Consider the following 20,857-nt stretch of genomic DNA (forward strand, 5'->3'; position numbering starts at 1 on the left):
GCCTACAGCCTAGGCGCGCCGCGCACGCTCCTCCCCCGCCCCGGCGGCACCCGGGCGCCGGGGCGCTCCGGAGCGCTCGGCGCGCCGCATCCTCCGGGTCGCGTCCTCCGCGGGCAGGAGGGTCGCCCGCGTGAACCGCGACCACTCCAGGAGGGCCGGTGACCGCGGGGCGACGTCACGCAGGGTCGCTCCGGCGAGCACCGCGGCGTCGAGCGCCTCGTGATCCTCGGGCACGTAGGCAGCCGCCTCCACGCTGCCGAACCGGACGAGGGTGCGGCGGACCTGACCGGCCGCGTCCCATCCCCCGGCACTCGGCCGCACGCGGTTGACGAGCACGGAGACACGTGACGGATCCACGATCTCGAGCAGCTGCACGTAGGCGCGGAAGAAGCGCGACAGGCCGACGGTGTCCGCCGAGACGACGGCGACCACGTGGTCCGCTCCGCGCAGCACCGCGTGCGTGGCCGCGTTGCGACGGGGCGCGAACATGTCGCTCGAGATCTCCTCGTCGTCCTCCAGGTTGAAGGAGGCGTCGACCACGGTGCAGTCCCGCCACGCGCGGCACGCCTGCAGCACCGCCGAGACGCGTCCCTCGGCGAGCTCCGGCCATCTGTCCGCGCGCGAGATGCCCGTGAGCACCGAGAACCCGGGTGCCCGGGTCGACGGGTGGTCCTGCGCGATGCGATCGAGCTCCTCCACCGTGAGGCTGTCGGCCGCCGCGAGACGGCACGCCGCAGCGAACCCGGGTGCCTCGTCCAGGAGCCCCAGGGTGGCGGCGACCGTGCCGCCGTGGACGTCGGCGTCCACGAGGACGGCCGAATGCCCCGCCGCCGCCACCTCGCCGACGACGGCCAGCGCTGTCGCCGTGCGACCGGGCGCGCCCTGCGGGCCCCACACCGCGATGACCCGCCCCGACGGTCGGTCGTCGTCGCCGGCCTCGTCCCGGTCCCGGACCACAGGAGCGGGCACGCGCGGACGCCTCACGAGGCCGAGCCGCGCGCGCAGGGGCCACCCCGGCTCCCGCTTCCGCCGCGTCGGGGACACGCCGACCCGGTCGGCCCGCGGCTCCACCTCGACAGCGGCGCCGCGCGCGGATCGTCGTGTGCGCGGCGGCGCGTCGCCGAGCCGGGGCCGGTCGGGCCGATCTCCCTCTCCGAGGGGCGCAACGGCGCTCGACTCGAGGTGGCCGGCGACGGCGTCCGCACGGCGGACACCGGACGCGGATCCCCCGATCGACCCGAGCGGACGCACCGTGAGCAGCAGCTCCTCGATCTCGCGCCAGGTGGCGCCCTCGTCCACCACCTCGTGGTGCCCGAGCGCGTGGGCGTTGCGCCGGTCGGCTTCGCTCGAGGCGATCGCGACCGCTCGCGCTCCCCGCTCGTCGAGCACCGCGAGCACGTCGCGGTCGAGCGTCGTGGGAGACGCCGCGATGACCAGGTGCAGGGGATCCGCCTCCGCGGCGCGCACGGAGGCGACGACCTCGGCCGCCCCCGTCACCCGCGCGAGAACGACGTGCCCGGCACCGACGACGTCGCGGAGCAGGGCGTCCTCCACGCGGGGCGGGAGGGCGAGGATGAGGGACGCCACGCTCACGCCCCCGCGTCGCCGACGGGCACGAGCGTGATCTGGTCGCGCGCGTCGGTCGAGGCGAGGACCGCCGCGATGTCCTGCCGCGGGACCGTCAGCTCCACCTGCGTGCGTTCCTGGTCGGCGACGAAGCCCTGGGCCGGGATCACCTCCGCGACGGTCGCGCCCGACACGATCACCCGCGGAGGGTCGTACGCGTTGGTGCCGCTCCCCTTCGCCGCCGCCGCCCAGACGTCGACCACGGTGCCGGGCGCGACGAGGTGGTCGGCACCCGAGGTCGCGGGCACGACGACGGAGGCGGTCGTGCGCGTGTCGGCCGACGACAGGGAGGACCGCGGGACCAGCTCGCCCGCTCCCACGAACCGGGTGACGACGAGGCCGTCCACGGAGTCCGGAGATGCGTAGAGGCCGGCGTCCCCTTCGATGCGCACCCGCACCGGCACCAGGTCGGACGCGTGGACGGTGCTGCCGGCGTCGAGCGGGGAGGCGGCGGCCATGACGACGACGGACGAGTCAGCCGAGCGCAGGAGCGCGACGACCCCGCCCGTGGACGCGAGCACCAGGACGAGCCCGGCCACGAAGCGGGGATCCAACCAGACGGGACGGCGCGCCGGACGCGCGGGACGAGGGGTGGGGGGCATGCCGGTCAATGTCGGGGACGGCGTGCCGAGGCGTCGCGCGTTGTCCACATGCCGGCTCACACCCGCACGAGCACGATCGCCGCGAGCGGCACGAGCCGGTAGCCGGAGACCGAGGACTCCCGTCGCGGCGTGCCGGCCTCGTGCACGGCCACGTCGACGTGATCCCGTGCGACGCGATCCAGCGTGCCCCCGACGACCGTGTCGCGCAGCCGCAGCTCGACGCGCGCGCGACGTCGGCAGAGATCGCGCAGGACGAACGGCAGGCCGATGCGGTCGACGATGCCCCGCTCGGGTGGCAGCTCCGCCACCGGCGCGAGGCTCGACCTGACCTGCTCGCGATCGAGGGCGAGCGCGTGGACGGAGGCGAGCGGCAGGATGCAGGCCCGCTCCTCCCGACCCGAGCTCGCCTCACCCGGCACGACGAGGTCACCGGACAACCAGTCGCGACCGAGCACCTTCGCACGGAGGTCGATCCACGTCCCGTCGGACAGGGACAGCCGCAGCGGCCTCGCGCCGGCGGATGCGGTGAGTGCACGGAGCCGGTCGCGCAGGACGGTGCGGGCGACGCGCATCCGCTCCTCCTCGGCGCGCTGGTCGCGCTCCTCCGCGAGTCGCGCCGTCTCCCACTGGCCCTCCAGGTCGTCGAAGAGGTTCTCCCACCTCATCGGGTGCCGTCCGCGGCGACGGGGAGGGCACGGAGCGGCGGCGGTGACTGCTCGGACATCCGGGCCACCTTGGGTCGCTTCCTTGAGATCCGCTCTCAGTTCTCCACATGTTCCGGCCTGGGCGTGCGCGCAGCCTCCCGCGCTGTCAGAGTTGCACGGTCATCGTGGTCCCCCGACCGGGGGGAGCACCGGGATGGGAGTGACGCATGAGTGAAGCAGTGCCACGGGAGGAGCTCCCCGAGCGCGGGAGCACCGTCGCCGGCAGCGCCGACGGAGCATCCACGCGCCGAACCGGTGCGCGGAAGCCGCCTCCCCCCGCCGCCGCCGGTGCGGCCCCTTCGGCGTCCGGCCGCGCATCGAGCGCCACGGCGCCGGCCACCACGGCGGTCCGCGGCACCATCCGCAAGCGGTTCGACGTCGACGACTTCTTCGGGCGGCAGCCGTGCAGCAGCCAGGACCTCCCGCCGTCCGGGCCGCTCCTCGAGAACCTCACCCGGTGCGTCATCGAGATCCTCGCGGGAGCCCGTGAGCTCGACCAGATCGCGCGCTGGGTCAGCGACGACGTCTACCGCCATCTCCTCAAGCGCGTGGTGCTCAGCGCCCGGGCTCGCCGGACCAAGGGGCAGTCGGTGACCCGCCCGGTCTTCACGATCGGCACGGTCACGTCCTTCTCGCCCCGCGACGGCGTGATCGAGGCCGTCATCGTGGTCCACGGGCGCGCCCGTGCCCGGGCCGTCGCCATCCGACTCGAGGGGCTCGACCGCCGCTGGCGGGCCACGGCCATCAACGTCCTCTAGCCGCCGGACGCATGAGAAGGGCGCACCTCCCGCGGGAGGTGCGCCCTTCTCTTGTGCCGGCGCCTGACGCGCCGGGTCGCCGTGCGTCGGCAGCGGAGCCGCCGACGCACGTCGGGATCACTTGCGGCGATCGGCCTTGCGGCGCTCCTCGCGGTTCTGCGGAGCGGACGCCGCACCCGCGGTGCGCTGCCCGAAGGCACCGCGCGCCGGCGGGCCCTGGGGCTCCTCGGGCTCGTCCTCGCCGACCAGCACGGCGTCCTCCGCCTCCTGGTCCTTCTGCGCCTTCGCGGTGGCGGCCTTCTCGATCTGGCCGCGCTGGTTGCGGACCTCGACACCGCCGTCGTCCGTCGGCGCGGTGTAGCGGAGCTTGTCGGCCGTGGCCTGGTTGGCGGCGAGTCCCTTGGCCTGGATGCGCGGGCCCACGGACTCGGCATCGGCCGGAGCCTGCACCTCGACGTCCAGGTTGAAGAGGAAGCCGACCGTCTCCTCGCGGATGGCGCCCATCATCTGCTGGAAGAGCGCGAAGCCCTCGCGCTGGTACTCGACCAGCGGATCGCGCTGCGCCATCGCGCGCAGGCCGATGCCGTCCTTCAGGTAGTCCATCTCGTAGAGGTGCTCGCGCCAGCGGCGGTCGATGACCGACAGCACGACGCGGCGCTCGAGCTCCCGCATGGCGGCCTCGCCGAGCTGCTCCTCGCGCTTCGAGTACGCGAGCTTGGCGTCGGAGAGGATCTCGCGGCGGACGAAGTCGCGGTTGACGCGGCCCTTGCTGCCCGCCTCGGTGATGACCTCGTCGATGGTGATGGAGATGGGGTAGAGCGTCCGGAGCTCGGTCCAGAGGGCGTCGAAGTCCCAGTCGTCGCCGTTGCCCTCGCCGATGTGCGAGTCGAGCACGTCGTCGATGACGGCCTCGAGGAAGCGCTGCGAGCGCTCCTGCAGGTCGTCGCCCTCGAGGATGTGGCGGCGGTCGCCGTAGATGGCCTCGCGCTGGCGGTTGAGGACGTCGTCGTACTTGAGGACGTTCTTCCGGATCTCGGCGTTGCGCGCCTCGACCTGGCCCTGCGCGCTGCGGATGGCGCGGCTCACGACCTTCGACTCGATGGCCACGTCGTCCGGCACGCCGTCGCGGCCCATGAGGCTCGCAGCGGCGCCGTTGTTGAATAGGCGCATGAGGTCGTCCGTCAGCGACAGGTAGAAGCGGCTCTCGCCCGGGTCGCCCTGGCGGCCGGAGCGACCGCGCAGCTGGTTGTCGATGCGGCGCGACTCGTGGCGCTCGGTCCCGAGCACGTAGAGGCCGCCGGCCTCGATGACCTTCTCGGCCTCCTGGTCGACCTCGGCCTTGACGGCCGCGAACACGTCGTCCCACTCGGTCTCGTACTGCTCCGGGGTCTCGACCGGGCTGAGGCCGCGCGCGTTCATGGCGGCGACGGCCAGGAACTCGGCGTTGCCGCCGAGCATGATGTCGGTGCCGCGGCCGGCCATGTTCGTGGCGACCGTGACGGATCCGAGGCGGCCGGCCTGGGCGACGATGGCTGCCTCGCGCGCGTGGTTCTTCGCGTTGAGGACCTCGTGGCGGACGCCCTTCTTGGCGAGGAGCTTGGAGAGGTACTCGCTCTTCTCGACGCTCGTGGTGCCGACGAGGACGGGCTGTCCGGAGGCGTGGCGCTCGGCGATGTCCTCGACGACCTGCTCGAACTTCGCCTTCTCGTTCTTGTAGATGAGGTCGGACTGGTCCTTGCGCTGCATGGGCCGGTTCGTGGGGATCGGGACGACTCCGAGCTTGTAGGTGCTCATGAACTCGGCGGCCTCGGTCTCGGCCGTGCCGGTCATGCCGGAGAGCTTCTTGTACAGGCGGAAGTAGTTCTGCAGCGTGACGGTCGCGAGGGTCTGGTTCTCGGCCTTGACCGCGACGCCCTCCTTGGCCTCGATGGCCTGGTGGATGCCCTCGTTGTAGCGGCGCCCCATGAGGATGCGGCCGGTGTGCTCGTCGACGATGAGGACCTCGCCGTTCATGACGACGTAGTCCTTGTCCTTCTTGAACAGGGCCTTGGCCTTGATCGAGTTGTTCAGGAAGGAGATGAGCGGGGTGTTCGCGGACTCGTAGAGGTTGTCGATGCCGAGGTGGTCCTCGACCTTCTCGATGCCGGCCTCGAGCACGCCCACGGTGCGCTTCTTCTCGTCGACCTCGTAGTCGACGTCCGGGATGAGGCGCTTGGCGACGGTCGCGAACTCGGTGAACCAGCGGTTCGCGTCGCCGGCGGAGGGGCCCGAGATGATGAGCGGCGTGCGGGCCTCGTCGATGAGGATCGAGTCGACCTCGTCGACGACCGCGAAGAAGTGGCCGCGCTGGACCATGTCGGCCGCCTGCCACGCCATGTTGTCGCGGAGGTAGTCGAAGCCGAACTCGTTGTTCGTGCCGTACGTGATGTCGGCCGCGTACTGCTCGCGGCGCTGCTGCGGGGTCTGGCCCGCGAGGATCACGCCGGTGGTCATGCCGAGGGCGCGGAAGACGCGGCCCATGAGCTCGCTCTGGTAGCTGGCGAGGTAGTCGTTGACCGTGATGACGTGGACGCCGCGCGAGGCGATGGCGTTGAGGTACGCGGGGAGGGTGGCGACGAGCGTCTTGCCCTCGCCCGTCTTCATCTCGGCGATGTTGCCGAGGTGGAGGGCGGCACCGCCCATGATCTGGACGTCGAAGTGGCGGAGGCCGAGCGTGCGGCGGGACGCCTCGCGGACGGCGGCGAAGGCCTCGGGCAGCAGGTCGTCGAGGGACTCGCCGTTGGCGTGGCGCTCGCGCAGCTCGACGGTCTCGTTCTTGAGCTCCTCGTCGGTGAGGTGCGTGAAGTCCTCCTCGAGCTGGTTCACCGCCTTCGCGTAGTTCTGCAGCTTGCGGAGCGTACGCCCCTCGCCGACGCGAAGGACCTTCTCGAGTACTGAGGCCATCGGTGTCTCCCTGCGTAGATGGGCGGGCGTCGGATGACGACGACCACCGTGACGGCGCGCGGATGTCGCCGCCGACGAGCATCGCCATAGTACCGACTCGTCCGGGCCTCTTCCCGGGAGCGCCCTGACCCCGTGCAGACCACCGACGCACGAGGCCCCGTGCGCCGGAGCGCACGGGGCCTCGTGGACCGTGGGAGGGATCAGCGCCGGAGGGAGCGGGATCCGGCGCCGGCCCCCGCGAGCTCCTGCTCGCCGTCGGCCAGGCCGATGACGCCGTAGTCCCAGCCCTTGCGGCGGTAGACGACGCTCGGGCGGTCCGTCTCCGCGTCGATGAAGAGGAAGAAGTCGTGGCCGACGAGCTCCATGTGCTCCAGCGCCTGGTCGACCGTCATCGACTGCGACGGGAAGACCTTGGTGCGGATGACCACCGGGCAGTAGTCGTCCTCCTCCACCGGCTGGTCGGCAGGCGCGACGCTCCTCCCGTTGACGCGCTCGATGAGCTCGGCGTCGGCGGGGTCGAGGTCGATGCCGGCGAAGCCCTCGGTGGTCGCCTCCTGGAGGGACACGGGACGGTGGTTGCCGCGGTGGATCTTCTTCTTGTCCTTCGCGCGGCGCAGGCGCTCGAGCATCCGGCCGAGGGCCAGGTCGAAGGCCGCGAACTTGTCGGCGGCGCTGCTCTCCGCGCGGATCACGGGGCCGGGGCCCACGAGCGTGATCTCCACGCGGTCGTCGCCGGCGGAGCCGCCGGACTTCTCGCTGTGCCGCGAGACCCTGATGTCGAGCGAGATGGACTTCTCGGCGAGCTGGGCGATCTTGTCGACCTTCTCGGTGGCGTACACGCGGAACCGGTCCGTGATCTCGGCGTTGCGGCCGGTGATGTTGATGTCCATGACGTACCTCCAGATCATGACGCGCCGCCCGCTGGAAGAGGGCGATCACTTTCACGCCTTTCGGGCGAGCCTAGACCCGGTCCTCCTCCCGGTGCGAGGCATCCGGCGGGTGGACCGCGAGGGCATCGGAGATGCACAGGGAGCGACGCGCGGGTCCCATCGGTCGCGCCGCGCGGCGTCGCGGATGGTCGGGGACGGCGGTGAGCACCGCGCAGGCGACGACCTCGCCGCCCGCCGCGCGGACGGCACGGCACGTCTCGCGGAGGGTGGCGCCGGTGGTGAGCACGTCGTCGACCACGAGGATCCGGCGGCCCGCGAGGTCGACGCGGGCGCGGAGGCACCCGTCGACGTTGGCCGCCCGGGCGGCGACCCCGAGGCCCGCCTGGTCGGCCGGGCGACGCGCGAAGCCGAGCGGGTGGCGCCGGAGGCCGGGGACGCCCCCGAGGCGCAGGGAACGGAGGCCGGCGCGGGCGAGCACGACCTCGACCGGCGCGTAGCCGCGACGCCGGAGGGAGGCGCGGGGGGACGGGACGTCGAGCACGTGGATCGTGCCCGGCCCGATGGGCGGGCGCTCGGGCGCGGGCGGTCCCTCGGGGTCCGCGGAGCGCTCGGCGGCGGCGACGGCCGCGCCGACGGCCCGGGCGAGCGATGCCGCCATGGCGCGCGCGGCGTCCGTGCGGCCCTCCTCCTTGAGCGCGGACAGGAGCGCCGGCCACGGGGGCGCGTAGGAGCTGCCGCAGCCCACGGGGACGACGCGGGCCGGGATGCGCCCGCCCGCGCCGTCCACCGCGGGCAGCGCGAGCGGGCGCACGAGGGGCACGGAGCGGAGCGCGGCCGCGCAGGCGGCGCAGACGGCCCGGTCGGGCGCGCCGCATCCGGCGCAGGCGACGGGGAGCACCACGGCCAGCGCGTCGAGCAGGGCCGCGCGGACGGCGGGGTGGACGTGGGATGGCGGGGACGGGGAGACGGGTGGCGGCGAGGCGGGGATCACGCGCGCAGGGTCGCAGGCGACCGGAGCGGGTGGGGCGGCCGGGACGGATCCGTGGAGGGCGTCAGCGCTTCGTCGCGATGAAGGAGACGCCGGTGGCCGTCTGCTGCCACGTGCTGCCCCGCGGCGTGAGCAGGGCCCCCGCGCCCGTGAGGACGCGCAGGCCGCTCTCGTCGTTCGCCCCCGCGATGGCGACGCCGTCCGCGGCGGATCCGATGTCCTTCGACGGGCCGCCGACCTGGTGCAGCGTGATCGGGCGCTCGCCGTCGGGCGCGAGCGTGAGCGTGGCGACGTCGAGCTCGTCCACCCACGTCGCGTCGAGGGGCGTGCCGGGCGTCGCGAGGAGCTCGAGCGGCGTCGCGGTGAGGGACGTCGGGACGCCGTCGTCGCGCACGATCGACGAGACCAGCAGCTGCGGCCCGGCTCCGGTCTCGAGCTGCACGAGCACGCGGGCGCCGTCGCGCGCGACCTCGAGGGAGACGACGCGGCCGGTGCCGGTCCAGCTCACGGCGACGGGGTGGCCGACGCCGTCCGGGCCCCAGGCGACGAGCCCCCGCGGATCCGCGGCCGGGATCGACCAGACGTAGCCCTGCGCGTCGAGCGACGGCGCCACGAGGCCCGGGCGGGTGTCGAGGAGGACCGCGTCCGGATCGCCGTCGCCCACCGCCCACACGCCGGACGCGTTCCGCACCGCGGCCTGGCGGCCGTCGGCGCTGAGGGTCGCGGCGTCCGCGGCGAGGGCGGACACGCGCGTGCCGAGCGTCCCGAGCGGGGCCACCTCTCCCCCGCCCAGGTAGCCGAACGCGCCCTGCGCGAGCACGAGCGGACGCGACTCCGCCTGCGGGTCCTTCACGGGGGCGCGCCCGCCGAGGTCGGGGACGGTGAGGGGCGTGCCGTCGACGAGGACCCGGACGTCGAGCACGGAGGGGATGGCGGACAGGCTCTGCCGGAGCTGGAGCTCCATCCGCTGCTGCGTCACGCCGTCGGCCGCGCGCGCCTCCGTCGAGAGGTCCACCTGCGGCGTGCCGGACGCCGTCGTGACGGCCGAGGACGCCAGGCGGGTTCCCTCCGGGAAGGCCGTGACGACCGCCGGCTGCGACAGCCACGGCGACGGTCCCTGCAGGAGCGACTTCACGATGCGCGTGCTGACGCTCTGCGATGCCCGCGTCACGAAGAACCGCAGGTCGGGGACGAGGTAGGAGAACGTCGGGTCGAAGAAGTACAGGGCGTGGGCGCTGAAGATCTCGCGGAAGTAGGTCGATCGGAGCGCGATACCGTCCGGCGCCTTCGCGATGCGCCACTGCCCGCGCTCCTGCACGAGCTGGAAGGACAGGCGCGTCTCCTGGTCGCTGCCCACCTCGCGGTAATGGCCCTGGCCGTCGACCGTGGCGATGGTCGTGACCGAGTAGCTGAAGGTGCCGTCGACCTCCTCGGAGGTCCGCGCCTGGCCCTCCCACACGACGACGCTCGCGAACGGGTCCCAGCGGGAGGCGAAGTCGGAGGAGAGGAACTGACGGGCGACGCCGTACTGGTCCGCGGAGCTGGTGGCGGCGTCGACGAAGCCCGCGACGACGTCGTCCGGGCCGTCGCCGTCCTGCGGGCCGTCGGGCTGGTAGCTGACGCCGGACTCGTCCGCGACGACGGCCGGGCCGCCCGCGGCGACCGGACCGCCGGAGGGGATGGAGACGCAGCCCGTGAGGAGGATCGCGCAGGCGGCGACGAGGGCGACGGCGGCGGGGCGCGCGGGGCGGCGCACGCGGCGGGGACGCGGATCAGGGCTGGTGGGCACGGGTGCGCTCCTCGTCGGCGTGGTCGGCCGCGGGATCGTCCGCGGGGTCGTCGGGCGGCAGCGCGACGGGCGAGCTCTCCAGGGGGACGTCGGGGCGGCGGGGCAGGGTCAGCCGGAAGCAGGATCCCTCGCCCGGCCGCGACCACAGCTGCAGCCAGCCGTGGTGCAGGTTCGCGTCCTCCAGGGAGATCGCGAGGCCGAGGCCCGTGCCGCCCGTGCTGCGCTGGCGCGACGGGTCCGCGCGCCAGAACCGGTCGAAGACGTGGCCCATCTCCTCGTGCGTCATGCCGACGCCGTAGTCGCGCACCGCGAGGGCGACGGCGTCGCGGTCGCTGTCCACCGTGATCACGATGGGCCGGCCCTCGCCGTGGTCGACCGCGTTGCCGACGAGGTTCGTGACGATGCGGCGGACCCGGCGGGCGTCCATCTCGGCGTCGAAGTAGCCGCCGGGGGCGACCAGCCGGAGCTCCGACCCCTTCTGCGCCGCGAGGCCCTCGAACTCGTCGATGGAGTCCTCGACGAGCCGGACCAGGTTGGTGGGCTCGGTGACGAGGTCCACGGCGCCCGCGTCGAAGCGGCTGATCTCCAGCAGGTCGGCGAGCAGCGTCTCGAACCGCTCCACCTGCGTGTGCAGCAGCTCGGCGCTGCGCGCGGCCGGCGGGCTGAAGTCCTCGCGCAGGTCGTAGAGCACGCCGCCCGCGAGCCGGATGGTCGTGAGCGGGGTCCGCAGCTCGTGCGAGACGTCGGAGACGAAGCGCTGCTGCAGCTGCGAGAGGTCGGCGAGCTGCGTGATCTGCGACTGCAGCGAGTCCGCCATGCCGTTGAACGAGCGGGCCAGGGTCGCGATCACGTCCTCGCCCTTCACGGGCAGCCGCTCCTCGAGCTGCCCCGCCGCGAGCTTCTGGCTCGTGTCGGCGGCGACGCGGATGGGCGCGACGACCAGGCGCACCACCAGCCACGCGATCGCGCCGATGAGGACCACGAGGAGGAGGAACGCGAGGAGGATCGTGCCGGCCACGAAGTCGAGGGTCTGCTGGATGTCGCCCAGGTCGTAGACGAGGTAGAGCTCGTACCGGCCGGCCGACGGGATGTCGACGCTCGAGCCGACGACGATGCCGGGGTTCGTGCCGCCCTGCTCGTCGGGGATCGCGACCGACTGCCACTGCTGCGTCCCCGTGCCCTCGCCCACGGCGCGGCGGAGGTCGGCGCTCAGGAGGCTGTCGACGTAGTCGGCGGTCGACGCGTTCTGCAGGACGTTCCGCGCCTCCGTGCCGGGCGTGCGGCGGAACGCGAAGTCGGAGAGGTTGATGGCGCTGCCGCGGAGCTCGTCGAACACCTGCGTGCGCAGCTGCTCGAGCTCGGTCTGGTCGGAGGCGTCCGAGGACGTGAACTGCTCCTGCATCCGGCTCGTCGCGCTGTTCGACTGCTGCAGCACGGTGTCGAGGCGCTGGCGGAAGAGGTCGCTCGAGATGCTCTGCGTCATGAGCACGCCGATGAGGAGGACGGTGGCGCCCGAGAGCGCGACGGTGATGAGGACGGTGCGGAACTGGAGGGACACCGCCCAGATCCGGACGAGGCGGCGCGGCCACGACCTCCAGTCGACGAGCCACGCGGGCAGGGGGCGCATGGGCTAGGCCGCGGCCCCCGCGCGGTAGCCGACGCCGCGGACGGTCATGACGATCCGCGGGTTGTCCGGGTCGTCCTCCACCTTGGCCCGGAGGCGCTGCACGTGGACGTTGACGAGGCGCGTGTCGGCCTTGTACTGGTAGCCCCACACCTGCTCGAGCAGCATCTCGCGGGTGAAGACCTGCTGCGGGCGGCTGGCGAGCGCGTGCAGGAGGTCGAACTCGAGGGGCGTGAGGTTGATGCGCTCGTCGCCGCGGCGGACCTCGTGGCCCTCGACGTCGACCACGAGGTCGCCGACCTGCAGGAGGCCGGGCGACGCGGCGGCCGCGGGGCGCAGGCGCGTGCGGATGCGCGCGACGAGCTCCTTCGGGTTGAAGGGCTTGACGATGTAGTCGTCGGCGCCGGACTCGAGGCCCTTCACGACGTCGGCTGTGTCGGACTTCGCCGTGAGCATGATGATGGGCACGCCGGACTCGGCGCGGATGAGGTCGCACACCTGGATGCCGTCGAGGCCGGGGAGCATGAGGTCGAGCAGCACGAGGTCGGGCTTGCCCTCGTGGAAGGCGGCGAGCGCCTGGCCGCCGTCCCCGCAGAAGGAGGGCTCGAAGCCCTCGGTGCGGAGGACGATGCCGATCATCTCGGCGAGCGCGGTGTCGTCGTCGACCACCAGGATCCGTGCTGTCATCTGCCCTGTGTTCCCTGTCCTCGGAACCCCCAGGGTAGCCGGTGGATCCCGGGGATCGCGGGGGCGCGCGCGGGCCGGCGGACGCGGGACTTCGCGGGGCGCCTGTGGGAGGCTGGGCGACTGTGAGCGATGACCAGAGCTGGCAGGCCCCGGGCGGCGCGTCGTCCGGGCAGGGCGGATCCCCGGATCCCGACGGACGGGGCGCCGACGCCGGACCCGCGGTCCCGCCGGCTCCCGCTCCCGGCTACGCGCCGCCTCCCTCTCCCGGCTACGCGCCGGCTCCCGGACACGCCGCCGCACCCGGCTCCGCGCCCGCCCCCGGCTACGCGCCGCCTCCCGCGTGGGGCGCCGCCCCCGGTTGGACGCCGCCGCCGAAGCCCGGGCTCCTGCCGCTCCGGCCGCTCGGCCTCGGCGCGATCCTCGCCAGCTCGTTCCAGACGCTCCGCCGGAACCCCGGCCCGACGGTCGGCAGCGCACTGCTGATCCAGGGGCTCGTCGGGGTCGTGACGCTCCTGATCGTGGGCGGCGTGACGGGCGTCGTCGTCACGCGCGTCCTGTCCGCCCGCGAGGCGGACCAGGGGCCGCTCATCGCGGGCGGCGTCGCGGCCGTCGTGATCGCGGCGGTCGTCACCCTCGTGCTGTCGCTGGTCGCGTCGGCCTTCCTGCAGGGCGTGGTCGCGAGCGAGGTCGCGCGCGGCACGCTCGGCGAGCGCCTCCGGATGCGCGCGCTCTGGCGCCTCGCCCGACCGCGCCTCGGCGCGCTCGTGCTGTGGAGCCTCCTCCTCACCGGCGCGTGGACCCTGGCGTTCGCGGTGCTCGCGGGCGTCGTCGCGCTGCTGGTGCTCGCGGGCGGTGCGGGCATCGCGGTGGGGATCATCGTGGGCGTCCTCGGGATCATGGGCCTCGTGGTGGTCGCGGCGTGGGTGTCGACCCGCCTGTCCCTCGTGCCGAGCGCCATCGTGATCGAGCAGCTGCGGCCGTTCGCGGCGGCCCGACGGTCGTGGTCGCTCACGATCGGGTCGTTCTGGCGCGTGCTCGGGATCCTGCTGCTGACCGGAGTGATCGTGTCCGCCGCCGCGAACGTCGTCACCGTGCCGCTGACGCTCCTCACCTCGATCCTGCAGACGCTGCTCTTCCCGACCGGCGAGCTCGACTTCCAGTCCTTCGACGCCTCCGTCGTGTTCTACCTCGCGACGCAGCTGCTCACGATCGTCGTGAGCGTGGTGGTCGGCAGCATCGGCGCGGTCGTCACGTCGGCGAACGCGGCCATCCTCTACATCGACCTGCGCATGCGGCGCGAGGGGCTCGACCTCGAGCTCGCGCGCTTCGTCGAGGAGCGCGCGGCGGGCGCGGGGTCGGCCACCGGCCCCGACGCCCGGGACCCGTACGCCGCGCCCGCGCCCGCGCCGGGACCCGCGTGACCGGCTCCGCCCTCCCCGCGGCGGTCGCGCGCGCGGCCGCCGTGCCGCTCGATCCCGACGCCGACGACGCGCGCCGGCTCCTCCTCGACGAGCTCGGGAGGCCCGAGTACGAGGCCGCCCGGCCGAACGCGCTCGACCTCGCGGCGCAGGCGGTCGGCGACTGGCTCGCCGGGCTGCTCGACGGCGCGGGCGGCGGGCTCGCGGGGCTCGCGCCCGTCGTGATCGGCGTGCTCGTGCTCGCAGCGGTCGTCGTCGCGTTCCTCGCGTACGGGGCCCCGCGGCGCGACCGGCGGAGCGGCGCATCCGGCGGCGACGGGCTGTTCGGATCCGACGACCGGCGCTCCGCGGACGAGCTGCGCCGCGCGGCCGAGGCCGCGCGCCGGGCCGGGGACCTCACGTCGGCCGTCTCGGACCTCTTCCGCGCCATCGCGCGCGAGCAGGCGGAGCGCACGATCGTCGCGGTGGATCCGGGCACCACGGCCCGCGGGTTCGCCCGGCGTACGGGATCCGCCCACCCCGACCACGCCGCGCGCCTCGCGGCCGCCGCGGACGACTTCGACGCCGTCCGCTACCTGGGCCGCGTGGGCACCGAGGAGATGGTCGACCGGCTCGCCGCGCTCGATCGGGACCTGCGCACGGCCGCGCCCGTCCTCCGCGAGCCCGTGGGCGCGAGGCCGGTGTGAGCGCGCCCGCTCCCGCCTCCGTCCGCGCGGACGCCGACGCCGACATCGCCCCCGCCGAGACGCGCACGCCCGGGCAGGCGCTCCGGCGGGCCGGGACGTGGATCGCCCTGGCCGCGCTCGCCGTCCTCGTCGCGCTGGCCTCGCTCGCGATCGGCGGGGCAGCGCGGCAGGGCGAGCCGCTCGCGCCGGACAACCCGGCGCCCGGCGGCACGCAGGCGCTCGCGCGCGTGCTCGCGGCCCAGGGCGTGGACGTCACGCTCGCGACGACCCTCGCCGAGGCGCGGGCGGCCGTCGGGAACGGGGACGGCGTGACCCTCGTGCTCGGCCCGACCTCCGACCGCCTCGACGACGACCGGCTCGCGGAGGTCGGCCGCCTCGCCACGCGCACGGTCCTCCTCGCCCCCGACTTCCGCACCCTGCGGGCGATCGCGCCCGGCGTCGCGGCGGGCGGGACGGCCGAGTCGGCCGACCGAGCCCTCGACGCCGCGTGCGCGCTGCCCGCCGCCCGCGCCGCGGGATCCGTGCCGGACGACGCCCCCGTGTTCCGCGCGATCGGCGACGACGCGTCCGCCGCGGTGACCTGCTTCCCCGACGACACCGGCGACGCGTACGCCCTCCTCGAGGTGCCGGCGACCCTCGCGCCCGGCGGCACCGTGACCGTCCTCGGGGCGGACCCGATCCTCACCAACGACCGCATCGCGGAGCAGGGATCCGCCGCCCTCGCGCTCGGCGTGCTCGGCGAGCGGCCCCGGCTCGTCTGGTACACGCCGTCGCCCGACGACGCCGCCGGCGACGCCCCGCCCACGCTCGGCGAGCTCACGCCCGGGTGGGTGACCCCGGCGATCCTGCTGCTCGGCACGGCCGCCCTCGCGGCCGCCGTCTGGCGCGGCCGCCGTCTCGGCCCGCTCGTGGTGGAGCGGCTGCCCGTCGTGGTGCGCGCCGACGAGACCGCGGAGGGACGCGCGCGCCTGTACCAGCGGGCCGACGCGCGCGGCCACGCCCTCGACGCGCTGCGCGTCGGCACCGTCGACCGGCTGGCCGGGATGCTCGCGCTCGGCCGCCTCGCCTCCGTCGACGACGTGGCCGCCGCGACCGCCGCGGCCCTCGGCGAGGATCCCGCGGGCGTCCGCGCCCTGCTCCTCGACCAACGGCCCCGCACCGACCGCGACCTCGTCGACCTCGCCGGGCGCCTCGCCGCGCTCGAGCGCCGGGTCGCCCGGGCCGTCGACCCCGCCTAGGAGAATGGACCCATGACCGACGACCTCCGCACCAGCCTGCTCGCCGTCCGGACCGAGGTCGGGAAGGCCGTCGTCGGCCAGGACGGCGCCGTGACCGGCATGATCATCGCCCTCCTCGCCCGCGGCCACGTGCTCCTCGAGGGCGTCCCCGGCGTCGCGAAGACGCTGCTCGTCCGCTCGCTCAGCCAGGCCCTCCGCCTCGACACGGCGCGCGTGCAGTTCACGCCCGACCTGATGCCGGGCGACATCACCGGGTCGCTCGTGTACGACTCCCGCGAGGGCGCGTTCTCGTTCCGCCGCGGGCCGGTGTTCACGAGCATCCTGCTGGCCGACGAGATCAACCGCACGCCGCCGAAGACGCAGTCGGCCCTGCTCGAGGCCATGGAGGAGCGCCAGGTCACGGTCGACGGCGAGAGCCACCCGCTGCCCGACCCGTTCCTGGTCGCGGCCACGCAGAACCCCGTCGAGTACGAGGGCACCTACACGCTGCCCGAGGCCCAGCTCGACCGCTTCCTGCTGAAGCTCGTGCTCGACCTCCCCGAGCGCGACGCCGAGGTCGAGGTGCTCCGCCGCCACGCGGCCGGCTTCGACCCGCGCGACCTCCGCGCCGCGGGCGTGCAGCCCGTCCTCGACGCGGACGGGCTCCGCCTGGCCCAGGCGGCCGTCCGCGAGGTGGGCGTCGGCGCCGACGTGCTCGCGTACATGGTCGACCTCGCCCGCGCGACCCGCCGCTCGCCGTCCGTGCAGCTCGGGGTGTCGCCGCGCGGATCCACGAGCCTCCTCGCCGCGAGCCGCGCCTGGGCGTGGCTGAGCGGCTTCGACGCCGTGACGCCCGACCACGTGCAGGAGATGGTGCTGCCCGTGCTCCGCCACCGCATCGCGCTCCGGCCCGAGGCGGAGCTCGAGGGCGTGTCCGTCGACGCCGTGCTCCGCGGCGTCATGTCGCAGGTGCAGGTGCCGATCTAGATGGCGCGCCGCTAGATGGCCCTCTCCGGCCGCACCGTCGCGCTGCTCCTCGCGGGGCTCGTGCCGCTCGTCGCGCTCGGCGACGGGTCGGACGCGGCGTACGCGCTCCTCGCGGGGTGGATCCTCCTGGTCGCCCTCCTCGTGTCGCTCGACCTGGCGCTGGCCGCGAGCCCTCGCGCCGTGGTGCTCGAGCGGAGCCTGCCCGCGCGGATCCGCCTGGACGAGACGGGCGAGAGCGTGCTGCTGGTCACGAACCGCGGGTCCCGCACGCTGCGCGCGCTCGTCCGCGACGCCTGGCAGCCCTCCGCCGGAGCATCCTCCACGCGCGACCGGGTGCGGATCCCCGCGGGCGAGCGCCGCGCCGTCCGCCTCCGCCTCACGCCCACCCGCCGCGGCGAGCGCCGCACGGAGCGCGTCACGATCCGCTCGGCGGGCCCGCTCGGCCTCGCCGCCCGGCAGGCGACCCTGCTCTCCCCCGGCGCCGTCCGCGTCCTGCCGCCGTTCCGCTCGCGCCGCCACCTGCCGTCCCGCCTCGCCCGCATGCGCGAGCTCGACGGCCGGACCGCGCTCATGGTGCGCGGCCCGGGCACCGAGTTCGACAGCCTGCGCGACTACGTGCGCGGCGACGACGTGCGCTCCATCGACTGGCGCGCGACCGCCCGCCGGCAGGACGTGGTCGTCCGCACCTGGCGGCCGGAGCGCGACCGGCGCGTGGTGCTCGTGCTCGACACGGGACGCACGGCGGCCGGGCGGATCCAGGACGAGACGCGCCTCGACACCGCGTTCGAGGCCTCGCTGCTCCTCGCGGCGCTCGCCACCCGATCCGGCGACCGGGTGGACCTCGTGGCGCACGATCGCCGCGTCCGCGCCCGGGTGCGGGCGGGATCCGGCGGCGACGTCGTCGCGCGCATGGTCGACGCGCTCGCGCCCGTGGACCCGGAGCTCCTCGAGACGGACTGGACGGCCGTGCCCGCGCTCGTGCGCCGCATCGTGTCGCAGCGCTCGCTCGTGGTGCTCCTGACCGCCATCGACTCCCCCGGCAGCTCGCGCGCGCTCCTGCAGGTGCTGCCGCAGCTGACGCGCACGCACCACGTGCTGGTCGCCGCGGTCGTGGATCCGGGCCTCGTCGCGCGGGCCGCCGACCGCTCCGGACGCGCCGCCGTCTACCGCGCTGCCGCCGCCGAGCGCGCGCTCCTCGACGTGGCGCGCGTCGAGGCGGCCGTGCGCCGGCTCGGGGCCGACGTCGTCACGGGCGCGCCGGCCGACCTGCCTCCGGCGCTCGCCGACCGCTACATCCGGCTGAAGGCCACCGGGCGGCTCTGAGGCCGCCGCGCACGCAGCGGGGCCGCGGCCGGGTCAGGCCCGCGGCCGGGTCAGGCGCGCGCCGTCGCCGGATCGGCGGCCGGCACGGGGAGCGCCCCGCCGCTGAGCGCGCGGATCGACCGCTCGAGCGCGTCGCGCATGTCGATGTCCGGGCGGTAGCTCCACTGCAGCTGCAGGCCGTCGCTCACGGCGACCGCGATGCGGGCGAAGGAGTCCGGGTCGAGCCCCGCGGGCAGCTCGACGCCGAGCGCGCGGACCTGGTCGGCGACCGCGCCCACGACGCGCGCGTACCGGCCCGCGATGTACGCGTGCGCCGGGTGCTCGACGCCCGCCGCGTCCACCACGAGCCGCGAGTAGAGGGCGACGAGGCCGGGCGTCTCGGCGTTGCGGGCGCTGGCGCGCAGCAGCATGCCGACCATGTCCGCCGGATCCCCGTCGGGGACGGCCGCGCGGTAGTCGGCCTCCGAGTGCGCGTCGCGCTCCTCGAGGACGGCGGTGATCAGCGCCTCGCGCGACTCGAAGTAGTGCAGGACGCCGGCCTTGCTGATCCCCACGGCGTCGGCGATCTCCTGGAGCGACGACGCCGAGTACCCCCGCTCGGCGATGAGCGCGAGCGCCGCCTCGAGGATCTCGCGGCGCCGGGTCGTCCCCTTGGCGTACCGCCGCGGACCCTCTGCCCCTGCCATCCCTCGACCCTAGCGATCGGCGGGGCTCAGCCCGCGACGATCCGCCGGCCGCCCGCCTCGAACTCGTCCAGGTCGCCCGTCGCGCCCGCGCGCACGGCCCGGCCGCCGACCACCACCATGTAGAGGAGGAACGCCCCGAGCGCGACGGCGCCGATCGCGATCTTGAGCGGCACGGGCCACGGCTGCGGCGTGACGAAGCCCTCGATGATCCCCGACACCAGCAGCACGAGCACGAGACCCATCGCGACCGTGATGAGCGCCCGGCCGTCCTCCGCGAGCGCCTGGCCGCGCGTGCGGGGGCCGGGCGCGATCCACGACCACGAGATGCGCAGGCCCGCGGCGGCCGCGACGAAGATCGCCGTCAGCTCCAGCAGGCCGTGCGGGAGGATGTAGGAGAAGAAGGTGCCGCCCTCGCCGTAGGAGAACATGACCGCGGTCGTGGTCCCGAGGCCCTGCGCGTTCTGCAGGATCACGAACGGCACCCACAGCCCCGTGATCCCAAAGGCCACGCACTGCGCGGCGATCCACGCGTTGTTCGTCCAGACCTGGCCCGTGAACGAGGCGGCCGGGTTCGAGCTGTAGTAGTCGATGAAGTCGTCCTCGACGTACCTCCGGAGGTCGGCGTCGCTGCCGAGGCTCGCGATCATGGCCGGGTCGCGGAGGATCCACGTGGCGTAGAGCGCGACGACGCCGACGGTGACGAGCGCGACCGCGAGCGTCAGCCAGCGGATCCGGTAGAGCGCCGCGGGCAGGTCGACCGCGAAGAAGGCGGGGATCCGCGACGCGACGTTCGTGCTCTGCCCGGTGAAGCGCATCCGCGCCCGCGAGAGGGAGACGGAGAGCCGGTCGCCCTGCGCGGTGGATCCGGCCGCGGCCTGGATGGCGGACAGCTCGGCCGCGCCCGCCTGGTACCGGTCGACGAGCTCGTCGGCCTCGGGTCCGGTGAGCCGGCGCCGGCCCGCGAGGCGGGCGAGCCGGTCCCACGCGTCCCGGTGCGCGGCGGTGTAGGCGTCGAGGTCCATCTGCTTGACTATATGCATGGCGGCCGCCGACGCGCACGACCCGACCCTCTCGGACGGCCCCGACGCGCTCGTGGTGGGCGAGGCCGTCGCCCTGGACGTCCGCCCCGCGGGGTTCGTGCTCCGGGCCGCGGGCGCCGTGATCGACGTGGTCGCCTCCCTCGTCGTGGGCCTCCTGCTCCTGCTCCTCATCGGGCGCCTCGCCGCCGACGGCGTCCTCGACGGGGCGTCGGGCGCGGCGGCCGGCATCGCCGCCGTGGTGCTCGCGATCGTCGTGTTCCCCGTGGCCGTGGAGGTCCTGTCGCGCGGCCGGTCGCTCGGCCGCTGGGCCGTGGGCGCCCGCATCGTGCGCGCGGACGGCGGCGGCATCGGCCTCCGGCACGCGGTCGCCCGCGCGCTCGTCGGGATCCTCGAGCTGTACCTCACGCTCGGCGGGCTGGCCGCGCTGGTGGGCCTCCTGACGCCGCGGGCCCAGCGCCTCGGCGACCTCGTGGCCGGCACCCGGTCGCAGCACGAGCGCGTGCCCGCGTACCCCGCTCCCCTGCCGCCCGTGCCGCCGCACCTCGTCGCGTGGGCGTCCGAGGCCGACGTCGGCCGCCTGCCCGACGCGCTCGGCCGCCGGCTCGCGCGCTTTCCTCGCGCAGCGCGACCGCCTGACGCCGGCGTCCCGCGCGCGCCTGGCCGCCCAGCTCGCCGACGAGGCCGCGGTGCACGTGTCGCCGCTGCCCGCGACGGATCCCGAGTCGTTCGTCACGGCCGTGGGCGCCGTCCGCCGCGAGCGCGAGCACCGCGCGCTGATGCTCGAGCGCGACCGCATGGCCGCGCTCGAGCCGGTCCTCGCGGGACTGCCGCACGGGTTCCCCCGGCGCGACGGATCCGCCCCGGCCGCCTGAGGGCGCGCCCGCCCGGA

General features: G+C 74.9%; 18 protein-coding genes and 1 pseudogene. 8 read left to right on the top strand and 11 right to left on the bottom strand.

Annotated elements, in window-relative coordinates:
- Window positions 1-9: 9 nt before the first annotated feature.
- Genes QFZ62_RS05380 through QFZ62_RS05390 form a run of 3 tightly spaced genes read right to left on the bottom strand, consistent with a single transcriptional unit; the run spans window position 10 to window position 2,893 of the window.
- Window positions 10-1,593: a septum formation inhibitor-activating ATPase gene (locus QFZ62_RS05380; protein ID WP_307502660.1), complete on the bottom strand. Its 1,584-nt coding sequence runs from the start codon at window positions 1,591-1,593 to the stop codon at window positions 10-12.
- Complete coding sequence (locus tag QFZ62_RS05385) at window positions 1,590-2,228, bottom strand: SAF domain-containing protein (protein WP_307502663.1); 639 nt, start codon at window positions 2,226-2,228, stop codon at window positions 1,590-1,592. Before QFZ62_RS05385 ends, QFZ62_RS05380 begins: the two co-directional genes overlap by 4 nt.
- 56 nt (window positions 2,229-2,284) lie before the next feature.
- Window positions 2,285-2,893, bottom strand: coding sequence for a hypothetical protein (locus QFZ62_RS05390; RefSeq protein ID WP_307502666.1), 609 nt, complete (start codon window positions 2,891-2,893; stop codon window positions 2,285-2,287).
- Window positions 2,894-3,099: 206 nt separating this feature from the next.
- Here QFZ62_RS05390 and QFZ62_RS05395 point away from each other — a divergent pair, with 206 nt between their 5' ends.
- On the top strand, window positions 3,100-3,690 hold the full coding sequence (locus QFZ62_RS05395) for an Rv3235 family protein (RefSeq protein WP_307502668.1): 591 nt from the start codon (window positions 3,100-3,102) through the stop codon (window positions 3,688-3,690).
- Window positions 3,691-3,807: 117 nt separating this feature from the next.
- Here QFZ62_RS05395 and secA read toward each other — a convergent pair whose 3' ends face one another.
- From secA to mtrA, 6 genes are all read right to left on the bottom strand, one after another.
- Window positions 3,808-6,633 carry a preprotein translocase subunit SecA gene (secA, locus tag QFZ62_RS05400; RefSeq protein ID WP_307502670.1) on the bottom strand — a complete coding sequence of 942 codons (2,826 nt, stop codon included), beginning with the start codon at window positions 6,631-6,633 and terminating at the stop codon, window positions 3,808-3,810.
- Window positions 6,634-6,833: 200 nt separating this feature from the next.
- Entirely contained in the window at window positions 6,834-7,523 is a 690-nt protein-coding gene (gene hpf, locus QFZ62_RS05405) for a ribosome hibernation-promoting factor, HPF/YfiA family (protein WP_307502673.1), read from the bottom strand.
- Between the two features lie 70 nt (window positions 7,524-7,593).
- Window positions 7,594-8,514 (bottom strand): ComF family protein, encoded by a 921-nt coding sequence (locus QFZ62_RS05410; RefSeq protein WP_307502676.1) that lies wholly within the window; start codon window positions 8,512-8,514, stop codon window positions 7,594-7,596.
- A gap of 61 nt (window positions 8,515-8,575) precedes the next feature.
- Window positions 8,576-10,300 carry a lipoprotein LpqB gene (lpqB, locus tag QFZ62_RS05415; RefSeq protein WP_307502679.1) on the bottom strand — a complete coding sequence of 575 codons (1,725 nt, stop codon included), beginning with the start codon at window positions 10,298-10,300 and terminating at the stop codon, window positions 8,576-8,578.
- Window positions 10,284-11,927, bottom strand: a complete 1,644-nt coding sequence (gene mtrB / locus QFZ62_RS05420; protein ID WP_307502682.1) for an MtrAB system histidine kinase MtrB — start codon at window positions 11,925-11,927, stop codon at window positions 10,284-10,286. The genes lpqB and mtrB overlap by 17 nt, the downstream gene beginning before the upstream one ends.
- A gap of 3 nt (window positions 11,928-11,930) precedes the next feature.
- The gene (gene mtrA, locus QFZ62_RS05425) at window positions 11,931-12,611 is read right to left on the bottom strand and encodes an MtrAB system response regulator MtrA (protein WP_307502685.1); all 681 of its coding nucleotides are present in this window, start codon (window positions 12,609-12,611) and stop codon (window positions 11,931-11,933) included.
- A 122-nt stretch (window positions 12,612-12,733) separates the two neighbouring features.
- Between mtrA and QFZ62_RS05430 the strand changes: the two genes are divergently transcribed.
- Genes QFZ62_RS05430 through QFZ62_RS05450 form a run of 5 tightly spaced genes read left to right on the top strand, consistent with a single transcriptional unit; the run spans window position 12,734 to window position 18,242 of the window.
- Window positions 12,734-14,032, top strand: coding sequence for a hypothetical protein (locus QFZ62_RS05430; RefSeq protein WP_307502689.1), 1,299 nt, complete (start codon window positions 12,734-12,736; stop codon window positions 14,030-14,032).
- Window positions 14,029-14,715 carry a DUF4129 domain-containing protein gene (locus QFZ62_RS05435; RefSeq protein WP_307502691.1) on the top strand — a complete coding sequence of 229 codons (687 nt, stop codon included), beginning with the start codon at window positions 14,029-14,031 and terminating at the stop codon, window positions 14,713-14,715. The genes QFZ62_RS05430 and QFZ62_RS05435 overlap by 4 nt, the downstream gene beginning before the upstream one ends.
- Window positions 14,712-15,953 (top strand): DUF4350 domain-containing protein, encoded by a 1,242-nt coding sequence (locus QFZ62_RS05440; RefSeq protein ID WP_307502694.1) that lies wholly within the window; start codon window positions 14,712-14,714, stop codon window positions 15,951-15,953. Before QFZ62_RS05435 ends, QFZ62_RS05440 begins: the two co-directional genes overlap by 4 nt.
- 12 nt (window positions 15,954-15,965) lie before the next feature.
- Entirely contained in the window at window positions 15,966-16,919 is a 954-nt protein-coding gene (locus tag QFZ62_RS05445; RefSeq protein WP_307502697.1) for a MoxR family ATPase, read from the top strand.
- 15 nt (window positions 16,920-16,934) lie between these two features.
- A complete protein-coding gene (locus QFZ62_RS05450) occupies window positions 16,935-18,242 on the top strand; it encodes a DUF58 domain-containing protein (RefSeq protein WP_307502702.1) in 1,308 nt (435 codons plus the stop codon).
- A gap of 50 nt (window positions 18,243-18,292) precedes the next feature.
- Here the strand turns inward: QFZ62_RS05450 and QFZ62_RS05455 are convergent, their stop codons facing one another.
- Window positions 18,293-18,928 carry a TetR/AcrR family transcriptional regulator gene (locus QFZ62_RS05455; RefSeq protein ID WP_307502705.1) on the bottom strand — a complete coding sequence of 212 codons (636 nt, stop codon included), beginning with the start codon at window positions 18,926-18,928 and terminating at the stop codon, window positions 18,293-18,295.
- 26 nt (window positions 18,929-18,954) lie between these two features.
- Entirely contained in the window at window positions 18,955-19,950 is a 996-nt protein-coding gene (locus QFZ62_RS05460; protein WP_307502707.1) for a stage II sporulation protein M, read from the bottom strand.
- A gap of 16 nt (window positions 19,951-19,966) precedes the next feature.
- Here QFZ62_RS05460 and QFZ62_RS05465 point away from each other — a divergent pair.
- Window positions 19,967-20,386: pseudogene (locus QFZ62_RS05465) on the top strand (RDD family protein); the annotation flags it as partial.
- A gap of 268 nt (window positions 20,387-20,654) precedes the next feature.
- Entirely contained in the window at window positions 20,655-20,840 is a 186-nt protein-coding gene (locus QFZ62_RS05470; protein WP_307502710.1) for a hypothetical protein, read from the top strand.
- Window positions 20,841-20,857: the final 17 nt, after the last annotated feature.

The sequence above is a fragment of the Clavibacter sp. B3I6 genome, from assembly GCF_030816895.1.
In the GTDB taxonomy this organism is placed as follows: domain Bacteria; phylum Actinomycetota; class Actinomycetes; order Actinomycetales; family Microbacteriaceae; genus Clavibacter.

Coding starts and splice junctions, on each gene's coding strand:
- QFZ62_RS05460 (WP_307502707.1), bottom strand. CDS start 19,950: ATGGACCTCGACGCCTACACCGCCGCGCACCGGGACGCGTGGGACCGG.
- QFZ62_RS05390 (WP_307502666.1), bottom strand. CDS start 2,893: ATGAGGTGGGAGAACCTCTTCGACGACCTGGAGGGCCAGTGGGAGACG.
- mtrB (WP_307502682.1), bottom strand. CDS start 11,927: ATGCGCCCCCTGCCCGCGTGGCTCGTCGACTGGAGGTCGTGGCCGCGC.
- mtrA (WP_307502685.1), bottom strand. CDS start 12,611: ATGACAGCACGGATCCTGGTGGTCGACGACGACACCGCGCTCGCCGAG.
- QFZ62_RS05445 (WP_307502697.1), top strand. CDS start 15,966: ATGACCGACGACCTCCGCACCAGCCTGCTCGCCGTCCGGACCGAGGTC.
- secA (WP_307502670.1), bottom strand. CDS start 6,633: ATGGCCTCAGTACTCGAGAAGGTCCTTCGCGTCGGCGAGGGGCGTACG.
- QFZ62_RS05450 (WP_307502702.1), top strand. CDS start 16,935: ATGGCCCTCTCCGGCCGCACCGTCGCGCTGCTCCTCGCGGGGCTCGTG.
- QFZ62_RS05455 (WP_307502705.1), bottom strand. CDS start 18,928: ATGGCAGGGGCAGAGGGTCCGCGGCGGTACGCCAAGGGGACGACCCGG.
- QFZ62_RS05395 (WP_307502668.1), top strand. CDS start 3,100: ATGAGTGAAGCAGTGCCACGGGAGGAGCTCCCCGAGCGCGGGAGCACC.
- hpf (WP_307502673.1), bottom strand. CDS start 7,523: ATGGACATCAACATCACCGGCCGCAACGCCGAGATCACGGACCGGTTC.
- QFZ62_RS05385 (WP_307502663.1), bottom strand. CDS start 2,228: ATGCCCCCCACCCCTCGTCCCGCGCGTCCGGCGCGCCGTCCCGTCTGG.